This is a genomic window from Priestia flexa NBRC 15715 (assembly GCF_001591565.1).
GTDB classification, from domain to species: domain Bacteria; phylum Bacillota; class Bacilli; order Bacillales; family Bacillaceae_H; genus Priestia; species Priestia flexa.
Genome location: NZ_BCVD01000019.1, coordinates 24,753 through 41,343, shown reverse-complemented (window position 1 = coordinate 41,343; position 16,591 = coordinate 24,753). Strand labels below are relative to the sequence as shown.

The following is a 16,591-nucleotide window of genomic DNA, read 5'->3' as shown; positions in this document are numbered from 1 at the left end:
GAGTGGAATGGAACGTTCTTCTTTTGGGAAATTTGTTTTGTTATGTCCCATCCTCTTTTTTGTCTAAATAAATTGCAGAACCGGACAAAAATAAGGTACATATACTAGTAAAGAAAAGACGACAAGTTGCTAGTTGAATGTATCTCTATTTTAAAAAAAAATGTTAAAATGTATAATAACTGCTATATTAAACGGCTCGGTGAAGGGTGGAAGCTTTAATATAAGCTCAGAAGATAAAAAATCGGGGGAAATGCTATGGAACAAACGATGCGCAACTTTTTTTTATTTTTATCTCAAAATAAAATGTTAACAAAGTTAGCGAAGCATTATGGCTTACGCTTTGGAGCCGCGCGTTTTGTAGCAGGTGAGACAATCGGCGGAGCAGTAGACGTAGTGCGTGAACTAAATGACCAAGGGCTGGATGTTACAATTGATCACTTGGGTGAATTTGTTACAACGGAAGAAGAGGCTGGTTATATGACGGAACATTGTATCCAAGCAATTCGACGCATTCACCAAGAGAAGCTTAGCTCTCAGCTTTCATTAAAGTTAACATCAATGGGCTTAGATATTTCCACAGAGTTAGTCATGAAAAACATGGAATACATCTTGAAGGAAGCAAAACAATATAATGTATTCATTACAATTGATATGGAAGATTACCAGCGCTGCGGAAAGACCATTAATATTTTTAAAGAACTTAAAAAGCGCTACGATAATGTTGGTACGGTACTTCAAGCATACTTATATCGAACAGAGCAGGATATTAAAACCCTGAGTGGATACGCTCCAAACCTAAGACTAGTAAAAGGAGCATATAAGGAATCAGCGGCCGTTGCCTTTCCAGATAAAATTGATGTAGATGATAGTTTTAAGAATCTCATTAAATTACACTTGCTTAATGGTCACTATACAGCAATTGCAACGCATGATGATCAAATTATTGAGTATACAAAGAAGTTAGCAGTCATTCATGATATTCCGCGTGATCAATTTGAGTTTCAAATGTTGTTTGGTATTCGACCCGAGCGTCAAAAGCAGTTAAGGAAAGAAGGATATACGATGCGTGTATATGTACCGTACGGGAAGGATTGGTACGGATATTTTATGAGAAGGCTAGCTGAGCGTCCAGCGAATGTAGCTTTTATTTTAAAGGGCATTGTGAAAAAATAATATTCATGAAAAAGATCGAACAAGACGATACCTCCTTGTTCGATCTATAGCTTAATTATCCTGCATATTTTGTTTTCCATATTGTTGATTTTGAGATGTTTTTTTACCGTGATTATGCACTTCTTGTGTTGGGCCAGCATTTCCTTTAACGCTAGCTGCGCTTACACCTGCTGATGAAGGATCTTTTTTTAAGCGTGACATGGTATCACCTCCTGGGTTTAATATAACCAAAGAAATAAAAAATAGTTGTAAATAATTATGTTCGTATATTGCGAAAATTTAAAAAATGTTTTATAGTAATATCAGAGATTAAAAGTAGCTCTCTTTTTTTTAATTATAAAATGAATGACTGTTCATTCAATGTATAGAGGGGGATGTAAGAATGAGCTTTAAAATTAAGAAGGCAGCTGTAATTGGCTCAGGGGTAATGGGATCTGGCATTGCAGCACACTTAGCAAACGCGGGAATCGAAACCTTGCTATTGGATATTGTGCCCAGTGAATTAAATCCGGAAGAAACCAAAAGTGGACTGACGCTAGAAAGTCCACAGGTACGTAATCGAATGAGCTTAACGGCATTAAAAAATTTAGCTAAGCAGAAGCCTGCTCCTTTAATGGCCAAATCACGAGTGGCTTTCATTCAGGCAGGAAATTTAGAAGATGACCTTGAAAAGCTGAGCGATTGTGACTGGATCATTGAAGTGGTGGTTGAACGATTAGATGTAAAACAACAGCTCTTTGAAAAAGTTGATGCGGTAAGGAAGCCAGGAACTATTATAAGTTCAAACACTTCAGGTATTTCAATTGAAGCAATGGCAAGCGGTCGATCTGATGATTTTAAAACGCACTTCTTAGGAACACATTTCTTTAATCCACCGCGTTATTTAAAGTTATTAGAAGTTATTCCTACTGAAGATACAAAAGAAGAAGTTGTTCAATATATAAAGGATTTTGGTGAAAACATGCTTGGAAAAGGCGTTGTCCTTGCAAAAGATACGCCTAATTTTATTGCAAATCGAATTGGAACCTATGGTTTGCTGGTAACAGTTCAAGAAATGCTTAAAGGTGGCTATAGCGTTGGTGAAGTTGACTCCATTACGGGACCACTCATTGGAAGACCTAAAAGCGCTACGTTCCGAACGCTTGACGTTGTAGGACTTGATACGTTTATTCATGTGGCTAATAACGTCTACGATAAAGTGGATGGAAAAGAAAAAGAGGTTTTTAACATTCCTGCATTTATGAAAATAATGCAGCAAAACGGCTGGCTGGGAAGTAAGTCTGGTCAAGGATTCTTCTTGAAAAAAGGCAAAGAAATTCTAGAGTTAAATCCAGATACTTTACAGTATGAAGAGCGTAAAAAACTTAGAACAGCGTCTGTTGAATTAAGTAAACAAACAAAAGGATTCTCCAATAAAATGAAAGCGCTTCTATATTCGGATGACCGTGCTGGGTCCTTCTTATGGAAAATCATTAGCCCAGTCTTACTTTATTCAGCCCAGTTAAAAGATGAAATTGCAGATGATATTGTGGCTATTGATCAAGCGATGAAGTGGGGATTTGGCTGGGATTATGGTCCATTTGAAACATGGGATGCAATTGGATTCACCTCTGCGATTGAAAAAATGGAGACCGAAGGGTTAGAAATGCCTGACTGGATCAAGGAAATGAAGGAAAGCGGATTTTCTGCATTTTATAAAGAGCTAGATGGACAGAAAATTTATTATGATCGAAACGAATATAAACCAGTTGTGGAAAACAAAAAAATTGTCCATCTATCAGCATTAAAAGCGCAAGATAAAGTCATTAAAAAGAATAGTGGTGCGAGTTTAATTGATTTAGGAGATGATGTGGCGTGCTTGCAGTTCACATCACCAAACAATGCTATTGGTCTAGATATTATTCAGCTGCTAAATGAATCATTAGAGGAAGTGAATCGGAATTACAGAGGTCTAGTGATTGGAAATCAAGGTAAAAACTTCTGCGTGGGTGCGAATCTAGCCATGATTTTAATGGAAGCTCAAGACGATAATTTCTTTGAAATTGAATTTGTTATTCGTCAGTTCCAACAGGCGATGATGAAAGTAAAATATAATGAAAAACCTGTCGTTGCAGCACCGTTTGCGATGACGCTTGGCGGAGGAACAGAGATTTGTTTACCAACTGCTAAAGTTCAGGCATCTGCTGAAACATATATGGGGTTAGTTGAAGTCGGAGTTGGCTTAATTCCAGGTGGAGGTGGAAACAAAGAGCTTTACTTAAAGCAGTTAAAAGGTCTTCCAAATGATGTGACCTTAGATTTGCAGCAAATTGCAAATAAAACGTTTGAAACGATTGCCACAGCTAAAGTCTCTAGTTCTGCTCTTCATGCAAGAGAGCTAAATTTCTTAAATCACCAAGATGGCATCACCTCAAACCAAGACCATTTGCTTCATGAAGCAAAGCAGTCTGTTCTGTCATTATCTCAGGCCGGTTATAAGCCACCGATTCGTGAAAAAGTGCCGGTCGTTGGTGAAACGGGATATGCAACTTTATTGTTAGGAGCTCAATCAATGAAGTATTCAGGCTTCATTTCTGATCATGATTATGAAATTGCGAAGAAATTAGCGTTTGTTATTGCTGGCGGACGCGTACCTTATGGAACAAAAGTAGACGAAGATTATTTACTAGATTTAGAGAGAGAAGCATTCTTGAGCTTAGTGGGAGAGATGAAGTCTCAACAACGTATGCAACATATGCTAGTAAAAGGGAAACCATTGCGTAACTAAGGGGGAGAAGGAATGAGAGAAGCGGTAATTGTAGCTGGTGCTAGAACACCGGTTGGAAAAGCGAAAAAAGGTACGCTTGCTACGGTTCGTCCTGATGATTTAGGTGCAATTACGGTAAAGGAAACGCTGAGAAGAGCAGGAGGCTATGAAGGACCAATTGACGATTTAATTATTGGCTGTGCCATGCCAGAAGCCGAACAAGGCTTGAACATGGCTCGTAATATCGGAGCGTTAGCGGGACTTCCATATACCGTTCCAGCGATTACAATTAATCGTTATTGCTCTTCAGGGTTACAGAGTATTGCCTATGGAGCAGAGCGCATTATGTTAGGGCAGGCCAAGACGGTATTGGCTGGAGGAGCCGAGTCTATGAGCATGGTTCCGATGTTTGGAAATGTGGCTCGCCCGAATGTACAGCTGGTAGAAAATGCACCTGAATATTACATGGGAATGGGGCATACAGCTGAGCAAGTTGCGCTGAAATATGGCATTTCACGTGAAGACCAAGATGCATTTGCTGTAAGAAGTCATCAAAAAGCAGCTAAAGCTCTTCAAGAAGGCAAGTTTAAAGATGAAATTGTACCTGTTGAAGTGACGATGAGAAGGTTAAATAGTCAAAATAAAATGGAAGAAAATAAGGTTGTTTTTTCACAAGATGAAGGAGTGCGTGAAGGGACAACAGCAGCAATTTTAAGCAAGTTACGACCTGCATTTTCTATGACGGGTTCGGTAACGGCAGGGAATTCATCGCAAACAAGTGATGGAGCTGCTACCGTAATGCTAATGGACCGTGAACAAGCAGATGCAGAAGGTTTGCGTCCGCTAGCAAAGTTTCGTTCGTTTGCAGTTGGTGGCGTTCCACCAGAAGTGATGGGGATTGGTCCAATAGCAGCTATTCCAAAAGCATTAAAGCTAGCGGGACTTGAACTTTCAGATATTGGACTATTTGAGTTAAACGAGGCCTTTGCATCTCAAGCGTTAGGGGTTATTCGTGAATTGAACATTGACGAAGATCGTGTGAATGTTAACGGTGGAGCAATTGCTCTAGGCCATCCACTTGGCTGCACCGGTACAAAATTAACGCTCAGTTTATTGCATGAAATGAAGAGAAGAAATGAACAATTTGGCGTTGTAACGATGTGTATTGGTGGCGGGATGGGCGCTGCTGGTGTATTTGAATTATTAGCTTAATGAAATAAGGGGGATATGGAGATGGCAAACCAAACGGAACAAACAATTAAAGGTGGTAGCTTTTTAATTAACGATCTTTCAGCAGAGCGAGTATATACACCAGAGGATTTCACAAGTGAACATAAAATGATTGCCAAAACAACGGATGAATACGTTGAGAACGAAGTAATACCGCAAGTAGAATTTTTAGAAAAGCATGAGTTTGATCGCTCAGTAAAGCTATTAAAGCAAGCCGGTGACCTTGGATTACTAGGAGCTGATGTTCCAGAAGAGTATGGAGGTCTTGGATTAGATAAGATTGCATCGGCATTAATTGCTGAAAAAATGTCGCGTGCAGGCGGATTTTCTATCACACACGGTGCACATGTTGGAATCGGTTCTCTTCCGATTGTGTTGTTCGGAACAGAGGAGCAAAAGCAAAAGTATCTACCAGATTTAGCAACTGGAGGTAAGATTGCCGCGTATGCGTTAACAGAGCCAGGATCAGGTTCAGATGCATTGGGAGCGAAAACAGTCGCTCGTCTAAATGCAGAAGGTACTCACTACGTGTTAAATGGTGAAAAACAATGGATTACAAACGCTGGTTTTGCTGATGTATTTGTTGTGTATGCGAAAATAGATGGAGAGCAGTTCTCAGCGTTTATCGTTGAACGTGACTATGCGGGTGTATCTGTTGGTCCTGAAGAAAAGAAAATGGGTATTAAGAGCTCTTCAACGCGTACCCTTATTTTAGAAGATGCACATGTACCAAAAGAAAACGTACTTGGACAAATTGGAAAAGGTCATATCATCGCGTTTAATATCTTAAATATCGGTCGCTATAAGCTAGGTGTAGGGGCAGTAGGAGCTGGTAAGCGTGCGATAGAATTAACTTCTGAATACGTGAATCAACGCCAACAGTTTAAGACACCGATTGCAAAATTTTCGTTAACACAAGAAAAGATTGCAACCATGGCATCGAAATTATATGCTTCTGAAAGCTCTGTTTATCGTACGGTTGGTCTCTTTGAAGACAGAATGGGTCAGCTATCGGAAGAGCAACAAAAAGATGGAAAAGAAATTGCTGCCTCAATTGCAGAGTATGCCATTGAGTGTTCGTTAAATAAAGTATTTGCAACGGAAGTGCTAGATTATTTAGTAGACGAGGGAGTTCAGCTTCATGGTGGCTATGGCTTTATGAGCGAATATGAAATTGAGCGCTTGTACCGTGATTCTCGAATCAACCGTATTTTTGAAGGAACAAATGAAATCAATCGTTTATTGGTGCCAGGAACGTACTTACGCAAAGCCTTAAAAGGTGAGCTTCCATTGTTACAAAAAGCTCAGTCACTACAGGAAGAGCTTATGATGCTAATGCCTGAAGAAGCTGGAGAAGGCGCATTAGATCAATCTAAACTATTAGTTCGTAATGGTAAAAAAATTGCGCTATTACTACTTGGTCTAGCAGCTCAAAAGTATGGTAAAAAACTTGAGGGTGAACAAGAGGTGTTAGTTAATATTTCTGACATGATCAGCAACGTATATGCAATGGAATCTGCTGTATTACGTACGGAAAAAGCAATTTTGAAAAATGGAGAAGAAAAAAATCAGCTTAAAGTCAACTATACAAAAGTATTCTGCCAAGAAGCATTTAATAAAATTGAAGCGGATGCAAAAGAAACGCTTATTGCTGTAGAAGAAGGAGATACGCTACGTATGATGCTCTCGTCATTACGAAAGCTAACTCGTCACACGCCGGTCAACGTTATTGTTGTTAAGCGAGAAATTGCAAAGGTTGTATTGGAAGAAGAGCGCTTTATTGTGTAATTTTAAAGTATGTAATAGAGAGCTGTGTAAAGGGAAAGTATGAGTATTCTCCTTTACACAGCTTTTCTTTGTTTAACTGCAAACTAAAATAGGTAAATTAAAGTTGGATGTGTTAAAATACGAAAAAGCGAAGAAAAAGGAGGCGAAATAATGAGCGTATTATTCTATTCATATCCTAAATGTGGTACATGTCGAAAAGCAAAACAATGGCTAGATCAAAATGGTGTGGCGTATGAAGAAATTCATATTATCGAAAATCCACCAACGAAAGAGCAGCTAACGAGCTATTATCAAAATAGTGGCTTGCCGCTAAAGAAATTCTTTAATACAAGCGGAAAGAAGTATCGTGAGCTAGGTCTGAAAGACAAAGTTGCAACAGCAAGTGATGAGGAATTACTTGAAATCCTTTCATCTGACGGGATGTTAATCAAGCGCCCGTTATTAACTGACGGTGATAAAGTAACGGTAGGGTTTAAAGAAGAAGAATTTGACACAACGTGGAAATAAATTTAAAATTCCGTGCGGATTCAAATAGAAAAAACCTGTTGTTTACGTTACACTGATAAGAGGTAGTCGTTGCTATTCATTAGCGGCATACATAATTTATTGGAGGGATTAAGATGAGTACACCAAAAGAGTTGCGTTATTCAGAAGAGCATGAGTGGGTAAAAAGCGAAGGAGAAGTTTTCCGGGTAGGAATTACACACTTTGCACAATCTGAACTTGGTGACATTGTATTTGTTGAGCTTCCAGAAGTTGGCGATAAAGTTGAAGCAGACGAGCCGTTTGGTAGCGTAGAATCTGTGAAAACAGTATCAGAGCTATATGCACCAATTAGCGGTGAGGTTGTAGAAGTAAACGAAGAATTAAGCGATAATCCTGAGTTTGTAAACGAGTCTCCATATGAAAAAGCATGGATGGTTGTAATTAAGCCTGCTGATTCGGAAGATGTTGAGAAGCTTATGACAGCTGAACAATACGATGAAATGATTAACGAAGGTTAATTGACTTCATCTTAAGACATTTCACTTGGTATATCCATAATTTGTCTTCATGGACCTATAACAAAAAGGGCACTCTATTTAGTAAACAAGCTAAAGGGGTGTCTTTTTATGTTCGAACGTAAAAAAGTTGACATAACGGATCGAATTACAGCAAAATTTCATGAAAATGGTATGCAATTGTATGTAGATAAACAATCAATTGGCCATGTGAATTATGGTGCAACGGGTAATCAATATAATTTAGAGTCAGGTTACACGCAAGAAAATAACAAGATTTATCAGTATGCTGACGTCCAGGCTGGAGCTACACAAAAGTATACGGACTGCGATTCAGAAGAGGGTTGGTGCTAAATTTAGCATGAAACCTCTGAGTGCAAGACTGATGGCGCCAACCACATAAGGTTTGGCGCCATCAGTCTAAGATGATCGAAAATAGTCTATTTTTTCAATAAAAAACAATTCATATATGTTCTTTTTACAGCAAAATCTTTTAAAAAACAGGGGAACTGTGTTACATTAACGAATATTGTATAGCATAAAGGAATAACGTTACTATACAACTGATAATCATAGGTGATGACGATGCGTTTAATAGAAATTGAAAAAGTAATTATTGTAGAAGGTAAGTCTGACAAAAAGCGAATCGAAAGTATTATTAATGAACCGATTGAGATTATTTGTACAAATGGAACCATCAGCTTGTCAAAGCTAGATGAGATTATCGATTCCACGTATGATAAAGATGTGTATATCTTGGTTGACTCAGATGATTCCGGCAATAAATTACGGAAACAGTTTAAAAAAGAACTTCCGGAAGCGGAGCACCTTTATATCGATAAAATGTATCGTGAGGTAGCGGCGGCCCCAAGAAATCATATTGCTACGGTACTTTTAAGTGCTAATATAGATGTTAACGCAGAATTTTTAATATAGAAGGATGAGTAACATGGAAGAGTGGACAGAGGAACAGCTAGACGAAAAGCTAAATAAAGACGAGCGTACGGTTATTTTTTTCCATACACCCCTTTGTGGAACGTGCCAACTAGCTAAAAAAATGTTAACAGTAGTAGAAGCGATTATTCCAGACTTAACAATCGGAATGAGTAATTTAAACTATATGCCTGCTAAAGCGTCTTTGCTCGAAATTGAAAGTGTTCCATGCCTAATTGAATATGGAAATGGCGAAGTGAAGCAGAAGCTGTATGCTTTTCACTCTGTTGAATACGTAATGGAACGTCTTAGTTAAACAAACATTTGTTTAAGGGTGTGCATGGGATTATTATCCTATGCGCATTTTTTGTTGACACCCTTTCTGACACATGCTAGAATCACAAACATAAATGAATGAATATTTGATGAAAACAAAATAATTTCAATAATTTGTCGTTAACTCTTATCAAGAGAGGTGGAGGGACTGTGCCCTATGAAACCCGGCAACCGTCAGACTAACTGAAATGGTGCCAATTCCTGCAAAGCATAAGCTTTGAAAGATGAGAGAAAGGATTTTATCAAAAACCTTTCTGCTCACGTGTAGAAAGGTTTTTTTATTTTCTAAAAGCAAGGACACACTAAGCAGACAGAGCAAGTCAACAAAGAAGGTGAAGAAGATGATTACGTTACAAGATGTAACGAAAATATATGATGCTAAAAGTGGGAAAGTCACGGCCGTTGATCAGGTTAATTTATCAGTGGCAAAAGGTGAAATCTTCGGCATCATTGGATATAGTGGAGCAGGGAAAAGCTCTCTTATTCGCTTATTAAATGGTTTAGAAACACCTACTTCTGGAACAGTAGAAGTAGCAGGAAATCAAATTGGGAAAATTAAAGGTGCTAAGCTTAGACAAGCTCGCCAAGAAATTAGCATGATTTTTCAGCATTTTAATTTACTTTGGTCTCGTACCGTGCAAGAAAACATTGCGTTTCCACTTGAAATTGCCGGTGTTCCAAAAAACAAACGAGCAGAACGTGTAAACGAGCTCATTAAACTAGTTGGATTAGAAGGTAGAGAAAATGCCTACCCATCTCAGCTGAGCGGCGGGCAAAAACAGCGTGTAGGAATTGCAAGAGCGTTAGCTAATAACCCAAAAGTCTTATTATGTGACGAAGCAACATCGGCACTTGATCCACAAACAACAGATTCGATCTTGGATTTGCTAGTTGATATTAATGAAAAGCTAGGTTTAACGATTGTCTTAATCACGCATGAAATGCACGTAATCCGTAAAATTTGTCATCGTGTAGCTGTGATGGAAAATGGAAAAGTAGTCGAACAAGGAGAAGTACTTGAAGTATTCCGTAAACCACAGCAAAATATTACAAAGCGATTTGTACAGCAAATTTCAGAGCCAGAAGAAACGTTTGAGACAGTGGAGCAGGTGAAGGAACTTTATCCAAGCGGTCGAATTGTTCAGCTCACATTTGTAGGTGGAAAAGCGGAGCAACCGCTCATTACGAGCATTTTAAAAGCATTTGATGTCACGATTAACATCTTACAAGGGAAAGTTTCTTATACACAAACGGGTTCTTATGGAACCTTATTTATTCATTTAGATGGTGAAGAAGCAGAGGTTAATAAAGTAATTGAGTACATCCGTGAACAACAGGTAGAAATTGAGGTGATGACGGATGCTAACTGAATTATTCCCAAACGTAACGTATGATAAATTTAGTGCAGCAACGATTGAAACACTTTATATGACAAGTATCTCAGTTGTTGCCACGTTTATATTAGGAATTGTGCTAGGCTTACTTCTATTTTTAACAGGCAAAGGTCAGCTTTGGGAAAACCGCTTCGTTAATATTATTATAGGAGCTTTTGTAAACATCTTTCGATCCATTCCATTTATCATCTTACTAATTTTGCTCATTCCGTTTACAAAAGCAATTGTGGGAACAATGCTAGGAGCAGAAGCAGCTTTGCCAGCTCTTATTGTTGGAGCCGCACCATTTTACGCGCGTATGGTTGAAATCGGCCTTCGCGAAATTGATAAAGGTGTGATTGAAGCAGCAAAATCGATGGGAGCGAAAACAAGCACAATTATCTTTAAAGTGCTGCTTCCAGAATCAATGCCTGCTTTAATTTCTGGTTTGACGGTTACAGCAATCGCACTCATTGGCTATACAGCAATGGCTGGAGCGGTTGGAGCTGGTGGTTTAGGAAACTTAGCATATTTAGAAGGCTTCCAGCGAAATAATAGTGATGTAACCCTTGTTGCGACAGTTTTAATTTTAGTGATTGTATTTATTATCCAGTTTATTGGTGATTTTATCACGTCTAAAATTGATAAACGATAAGAGGAGGAAATATATTATGAAAAAATGGGTTTCAACATTTGCTTTATCATCTGCTTTAGTTTTAGGTTTAGCTGCTTGTGGTTCATCTGGAGGCAGTGGGTCAGATTCATCAGAAGACGAAAAGAAAATTGTGGTGGGGGCGTCAAACATTCCTCACGCTGAAATTTTAGAAGAAGCAAAGCCATTGTTAGAGGAAAAAGGAATTGAGTTAGACATTAAACCATTCCAAGATTATATTTTACCTAACACAGCACTAGATGGAAAAGAAATTGATGTGAACTACTTCCAACATATTCCTTATCTAGAATCTGTATTAGAAGAAAACCCAAATTATGATTTTGTAAGTGCAGGAGCTATTCATATCGAACCAATCGGTATCTACTCTAAAAAGTACAAGTCATTAAAAGACCTTCCGAAAAACGGTACGGTAATTATGCGTGATGCAGTAGCAGAACAAGGTCGTATTCTTTCAATTTTTGAAAAAGAAGGCGTAATTAAGTTAAAAGAAGGCGTTAAAAAGCAAGATGCAACGCTTGATGATATTGTAGAAAACCCTAAAAACTTAACGTTTAAAGCAGACGTTGAAGGTGGTTTATTACCTCAAGTGTATAACAACAATGAAGGCGATGCGGTTGTTATTAACGCAAACTATGCGTTAGATGCTGGTTTAGACCCTGTTAAAGATCCAATCGCTGTAGAATCAAAAGAAAACAATCCATATGCAAACATTATCACAGTTCGTAAAGGTGATGAAAACAAAGAAGAAGTAAAAGCGTTAGTAGAAGTACTTCACTCAAAAGAAATTCAAGACTTCATCGAAGAGAAGTATAAAGGCGCAGTGCTTCCTGTAAACGAATAAACAGATTAAAATCGACTAGGTTTAGGCCTGGTCGATTTTTTCTATTTTTAGCGTTAAGCATAACTCCGATTTGTATCATCCATACTAATGATGAAAACTATGACGAATGGAGTTGGCAAGAGGGATGCAACAAGAAACAAGTCATTCAACAGAGCAGGCACTTCATAATTATAAGGTAGGAATGGGAACATTCAGTGAAAAGCTTCCACGATTGACTGAAACGTTCAACACTTTCACAGAGGCTTGTTTTGAAGAAGGGTCTATTTCTAAAAAAGACAAGCAGCTGATTGCATTAGGAATTAGCGTTGTAGCTCAAAATGAATATTGCATGATTTATCATACAAAAGGTTGCTTAGATAACGGAGCAACTGAGCAAGAGATTTTAGAAGCTTGTGGCGTTTCGGCAGCATTTGGTGGCGGAGCAGCGATGAGTCAATCTGTCACGTTAGTGCAGGAATGCGTGCAGGAATTAAAACGTCAAACACACTAAAATAAATGATAAGCAGACGTTGCTTTAAAGGTTGGTTACGCCTATGAAAGCAACGTTTTTTATACGGGTAAAATATGTATACATATAAGAGAAAAGCGTTTATCTCAAAAGGTTGCTATAAGTTTTCATTTGTTATAAGATTGTAATGAGAATAAAATGAGAATAATTAAAAAGATATAGGTATATCTGATTTTAGTATATACATCTATAACTGGAGGTTTTAGTATGGCAGGTTCAACTTTAATCATTAAAGATCTTCATGTTTCAATTGAAGGCAAAGAGATTTTAAAAGGTGTTAACTTAGAAGTTAAAGGCGGAGAGATTCATGCAATCATGGGTCCAAACGGTACAGGTAAATCCACTTTATCTTCAGCAATTATGGGGCACCCTAAATATGAAGTAACACAAGGTAGCATTACACTTGATGGTGAAGACGTACTTGAAATGGAAGTGGACGAGCGTGCGCGTGCAGGTCTGTTCCTTGCAATGCAATACCCAAGTGAAATTAGCGGCGTAACAAATGCAGACTTCTTACGTTCATCAATTAATGCGCGTCGTGAAGAAGGCGATGAAATTTCACTAATGAAGTTTATCCGTCAACTAGATAAAAACATGGACTTCTTAGAAATGGATCAAGATATGGCACAACGTTATTTAAATGAAGGTTTCTCTGGTGGAGAGAAAAAGCGTAACGAAATCCTTCAACTAATGATGTTAAAACCTGCTATTGCAATCCTTGATGAGATTGATTCAGGTTTAGATATCGATGCGTTAAAAGTAGTATCAAAAGGAATCAACGAGCTACGTGGTAGCGATTTTGGTTGCTTAATGATTACTCACTACCAACGTCTATTAAACTACATTACACCAGACCATGTTCACGTTATGATGCAAGGTCGCGTTGTGAAATCAGGCGGTCCTGAATTAGCTCAGCGCTTAGAAGCAGAAGGCTATGACTGGATTAAGAAAGAATTAGGTATTGAAGACGAAACTGTAGGGCAAGAAGCATAAGCATTAGGAGGATTTCTATGACTATTGATACAAAATTACCATTTGATCAAGCGTACGTTCGCAGTTTTTCTGAAAAAGCTGCTGAGCCGAAATGGTTGTTAGATCTTCGTTTACAAGCTCTTGCGAAAGCAGAAGATCTTCCACTACCAAAACCAGATAAAACAAATATTACAAAGTGGAACTTTACAGATTTCTCAAAGCATGATGCTGAAGCAAAAGCAATTTCTTCAATTGACGAGCTTCCTGAGTCTGTAAGAGCACTTATTGATACAGAAGCGGTTAAAAACTTATACGTTCAGCGTGACCAAACAGCTGCATATGCAACGTTAACAGATGAGTTAAAAGAGCAAGGAGTTATCTTTACTGATATCCAAACAGCTGCAAAAGACCACGAAGAGCTTGTACAAAAGTACTTCATGAAAGACGGTGTAAAAGTGGATGAGCATCGCTTAACGGCTCTTCACGCTGCACTGCTTAACGGTGGCGTATTTGTTTACGTTCCAAAAAACGTTGAAGTAAAAGAACCACTTCAAGCTGTTTTCGTACGTGAAGATGAAGAAGCAGCACTTTTCAACCATGTTATTGTGGTTGCAGAAGATAATAGCTCTGTTACGTATGTAGAAAACTACATTGCTACTTCTGAAGAGTCAAACGGTGTAGTAAACGTTGTGACAGAAGTATTTGCAAATAACAATGCAAAAGTAACGTTCGGTGCGGTAGACTACCTTGCCAAAGGAACAACTAGCTACGTAAATCGCCGTGGTGTTGCTGGTAAAGACGGTCGCATCGAGTGGGCATTAGGCTTAATGAGTGAAGGAAACACAGTTTCTGAAAACATCACATACCTAATGGGCGATGGTTCATACGGTGATACGAAAACAGTTACAGTAGGTCGCGGTGAGCAAAAGCAAAACTTAACGACGAGTATTATTCACTTCGGTAAGCATTCTGAAGGTTACATCTTAAAACATGGTGTAATGAAAGATAGCGCGTCTTCAATCTTTAACGGAATTGGTAAAATTGAACACGGTGCATCTAAATCAAATGCAGAGCAAGAGTCTCGCGTATTAATGCTAAGCGAAAAAGCTCGTGGAGATGCTAACCCAATCTTATTAATTGATGAAGATGATGTAACGGCAGGACATGCAGCTTCTGTAGGTCGCGTAGATCCATTACAGCTTTATTATTTAATGAGCCGTGGTATTCCACAAGTTGAAGCTGAGCGCTTAGTTATTCATGGGTTCTTAGCTCCAGTTGTAAATGAGCTTCCGGTTGAAACGGTGAAAAAACAGTTAACGGAGTTAATTGAAAGGAAAGTTCGATAATGAACGTTTCTGATATTCGCAAACAGTTTCCGATTTTAGACCAAGAAGTAAATGGACACCCGCTTGTTTACTTAGATAGCGCTGCTACTTCTCAAAAGCCAATCCAAGTGATTGAAGCACTGAATAAGTACTACAGAGAATACAACTCAAACGTACACAGAGGTGTTCATACACTAGGTACAATGGCTACGGATGGCTATGAAGGTGCTCGTGAAAAAGTAAGAAAGTTCATTAATGCGAAATCAACAGAAGAAATTATCTTTACGCGTGGAACAACTACAGCGTTAAATATTGTTGCTGCTAGCTACGGACGTGCCAACTTGCAGCCTGGTGATGAAATTGTGATTACGTATATGGAGCATCACAGTAACATCATTCCATGGCAGCAAGTTGCAAAAGCAACAGGAGCAACATTAAAATATATTGATCTTACAGAAGATCATGCTCTTTCATTAGAAACGGTTAAAGAAACGATTACGCCAGATACAAAAATTGTTTCGGTTATGCACGTTTCTAACGTATTGGGCGCAATCAATCCGGTAAAAGAAATTGCGAAAATTGCTCACCAACACGGAGCAATCATGATTGTAGATGGTGCACAAAGTACGCCTCATATGAAAGTTGACGTACAGGACTTAGACTGCGACTTCTTTGCGTTTTCTGGTCATAAAATGTGCGGCCCAACAGGTATTGGCGTACTGTATGGAAAAAAAGAATTATTAGAAAAGATGGAGCCGGTTGAATTTGGAGGCGAAATGATTGATTTCGTTAACCTATACGATTCAACGTGGAAAGAGCTTCCTTGGAAATTCGAAGGTGGAACGCCTATTATTGCAGGTGCAATTGGATTAGGTGCCGCTATTGATTTTCTAGAGGAAGTGGGCTTGGATAATATTCTTGCTCATGAGCATAAATTAGCAAATTACGCACTAGACCGTCTTTCAGAAGTAGAAGGCATTACCATCTACGGACCAAAAGAGCGTGCTGGCGTCGTGACGTTTAATCTTGATGATGTTCATCCGCATGACGTAGCAACTGTTCTTGATGCTGAGGGAGTTGCTGTACGCGCAGGGCATCATTGTGCACAGCCGTTAATGAAATATTTAAATGTATCTTCAACTGCACGTGCAAGTTTCTACTTGTATAATACAGAAGAAGAAATCGATCAATTAGTGTCATCACTAATTAAAACGAAGGAGTATTTCACAAATGTCTTTTAACAATTTAGATACTCTTTATCGTCAAGTGATTATGGATCATTATAAAAACCCTCGAAATCGTGGGTCTTTAGAAGAAGATACGGTTCAAATTCAAATGAATAATCCAACGTGTGGTGACCGTATTGAACTATCACTTAAAGTAGAAGATGGCAAAGTAACGGATGCAAAGTTTGAAGGAGAAGGCTGTTCAATCTCTATGTCATCTGCTTCAATGATGACACAGGCAATTAAAGGGCAAGAGATTGAAACAGCTCTTGAACTTGCGAACATCTTCTCAGATATGATGCAAGGAAAAGAGTATGATGATAGTATAGACTTAGGAGACATTGAAGCACTTCAAGGTGTTTCAAAGTTTCCAGCACGTATTAAATGTGCAACATTAGCGTGGAAAGCGATGGAAAAAGGCCTAAAAGAACAGAATTAAGTCCTGTTAGGCCTTTGTTCATTCCCA

The 16,591-nt window shown here is 38.5% G+C and carries 18 protein-coding genes and 1 riboswitch; of the genes, 17 read left to right on the top strand and 1 reads right to left on the bottom strand.

The window, feature by feature from the left end; all coding sequences use genetic code 11:
- Window positions 1-255: 255 nt before the first annotated feature.
- Window positions 256-1,173, top strand: a complete 918-nt coding sequence (locus BFL01S_RS05325) for a proline dehydrogenase family protein (protein WP_061785068.1) — start codon at window positions 256-258, stop codon at window positions 1,171-1,173.
- 51 nt (window positions 1,174-1,224) lie between these two features.
- Here the strand turns inward: BFL01S_RS05325 and BFL01S_RS19880 are convergent, their stop codons facing one another.
- The gene (locus BFL01S_RS19880; RefSeq protein WP_076512331.1) at window positions 1,225-1,374 is read right to left on the bottom strand and encodes a YuzL family protein; all 150 of its coding nucleotides are present in this window, start codon (window positions 1,372-1,374) and stop codon (window positions 1,225-1,227) included.
- Between the two features lie 181 nt (window positions 1,375-1,555).
- Between BFL01S_RS19880 and BFL01S_RS05320 the strand changes: the two genes are divergently transcribed.
- The 16 genes from BFL01S_RS05320 (at window position 1,556) to sufU (ending at window position 16,564) form a co-directional block, all read left to right on the top strand.
- Complete coding sequence (locus tag BFL01S_RS05320) at window positions 1,556-3,940, top strand: 3-hydroxyacyl-CoA dehydrogenase/enoyl-CoA hydratase family protein (RefSeq protein WP_061785067.1); 2,385 nt, start codon at window positions 1,556-1,558, stop codon at window positions 3,938-3,940.
- A gap of 12 nt (window positions 3,941-3,952) precedes the next feature.
- Window positions 3,953-5,131: an acetyl-CoA C-acetyltransferase gene (locus BFL01S_RS05315; protein ID WP_061785066.1), complete on the top strand. Its 1,179-nt coding sequence runs from the start codon at window positions 3,953-3,955 to the stop codon at window positions 5,129-5,131.
- A gap of 21 nt (window positions 5,132-5,152) precedes the next feature.
- Window positions 5,153-6,937, top strand: a complete 1,785-nt coding sequence (locus BFL01S_RS05310) for an acyl-CoA dehydrogenase FadE (RefSeq protein ID WP_061785065.1) — start codon at window positions 5,153-5,155, stop codon at window positions 6,935-6,937.
- Between the two features lie 150 nt (window positions 6,938-7,087).
- Entirely contained in the window at window positions 7,088-7,444 is a 357-nt protein-coding gene (locus tag BFL01S_RS05305; RefSeq protein WP_025909444.1) for an arsenate reductase family protein, read from the top strand.
- Between the two features lie 113 nt (window positions 7,445-7,557).
- Complete coding sequence (gcvH, locus tag BFL01S_RS05300) at window positions 7,558-7,941, top strand: glycine cleavage system protein GcvH (RefSeq protein WP_061785064.1); 384 nt, start codon at window positions 7,558-7,560, stop codon at window positions 7,939-7,941.
- A gap of 108 nt (window positions 7,942-8,049) precedes the next feature.
- Window positions 8,050-8,292, top strand: coding sequence for a YusG family protein (locus BFL01S_RS05295; RefSeq protein ID WP_061785063.1), 243 nt, complete (start codon window positions 8,050-8,052; stop codon window positions 8,290-8,292).
- Between the two features lie 231 nt (window positions 8,293-8,523).
- Window positions 8,524-8,874 carry a toprim domain-containing protein gene (locus BFL01S_RS05290; protein ID WP_025909441.1) on the top strand — a complete coding sequence of 117 codons (351 nt, stop codon included), beginning with the start codon at window positions 8,524-8,526 and terminating at the stop codon, window positions 8,872-8,874.
- A 13-nt stretch (window positions 8,875-8,887) separates the two neighbouring features.
- The gene (locus tag BFL01S_RS05285; RefSeq protein ID WP_061785062.1) at window positions 8,888-9,187 is read left to right on the top strand and encodes a thioredoxin family protein; all 300 of its coding nucleotides are present in this window, start codon (window positions 8,888-8,890) and stop codon (window positions 9,185-9,187) included.
- Window positions 9,188-9,331: 144 nt separating this feature from the next.
- Window positions 9,332-9,438: riboswitch (SAM riboswitch) on the top strand.
- Window positions 9,439-9,548: 110 nt separating this feature from the next.
- Window positions 9,549-10,577: a methionine ABC transporter ATP-binding protein gene (locus tag BFL01S_RS05280; RefSeq protein WP_025909439.1), complete on the top strand. Its 1,029-nt coding sequence runs from the start codon at window positions 9,549-9,551 to the stop codon at window positions 10,575-10,577.
- Window positions 10,567-11,235, top strand: a complete 669-nt coding sequence (locus BFL01S_RS05275; protein ID WP_025909438.1) for a methionine ABC transporter permease — start codon at window positions 10,567-10,569, stop codon at window positions 11,233-11,235. Before BFL01S_RS05280 ends, BFL01S_RS05275 begins: the two co-directional genes overlap by 11 nt.
- 16 nt (window positions 11,236-11,251) lie before the next feature.
- Window positions 11,252-12,094, top strand: a complete 843-nt coding sequence (locus BFL01S_RS05270; RefSeq protein ID WP_061785061.1) for a MetQ/NlpA family ABC transporter substrate-binding protein — start codon at window positions 11,252-11,254, stop codon at window positions 12,092-12,094.
- Window positions 12,095-12,218: 124 nt separating this feature from the next.
- Window positions 12,219-12,584 (top strand): carboxymuconolactone decarboxylase family protein, encoded by a 366-nt coding sequence (locus tag BFL01S_RS05265; RefSeq protein WP_061785060.1) that lies wholly within the window; start codon window positions 12,219-12,221, stop codon window positions 12,582-12,584.
- 225 nt (window positions 12,585-12,809) lie between these two features.
- A complete protein-coding gene (sufC, locus tag BFL01S_RS05260) occupies window positions 12,810-13,595 on the top strand; it encodes a Fe-S cluster assembly ATPase SufC (RefSeq protein ID WP_025909435.1) in 786 nt (261 codons plus the stop codon).
- 17 nt (window positions 13,596-13,612) lie between these two features.
- Entirely contained in the window at window positions 13,613-14,920 is a 1,308-nt protein-coding gene (gene sufD / locus BFL01S_RS05255) for a Fe-S cluster assembly protein SufD (protein ID WP_025909434.1), read from the top strand.
- Window positions 14,920-16,140 carry a cysteine desulfurase gene (locus BFL01S_RS05250; RefSeq protein WP_061785059.1) on the top strand — a complete coding sequence of 407 codons (1,221 nt, stop codon included), beginning with the start codon at window positions 14,920-14,922 and terminating at the stop codon, window positions 16,138-16,140. The genes sufD and BFL01S_RS05250 overlap by 1 nt, the downstream gene beginning before the upstream one ends.
- Window positions 16,130-16,564, top strand: a complete 435-nt coding sequence (sufU, locus tag BFL01S_RS05245) for a Fe-S cluster assembly sulfur transfer protein SufU (protein ID WP_061785058.1) — start codon at window positions 16,130-16,132, stop codon at window positions 16,562-16,564. Before BFL01S_RS05250 ends, sufU begins: the two co-directional genes overlap by 11 nt.
- Window positions 16,565-16,591: the final 27 nt, after the last annotated feature.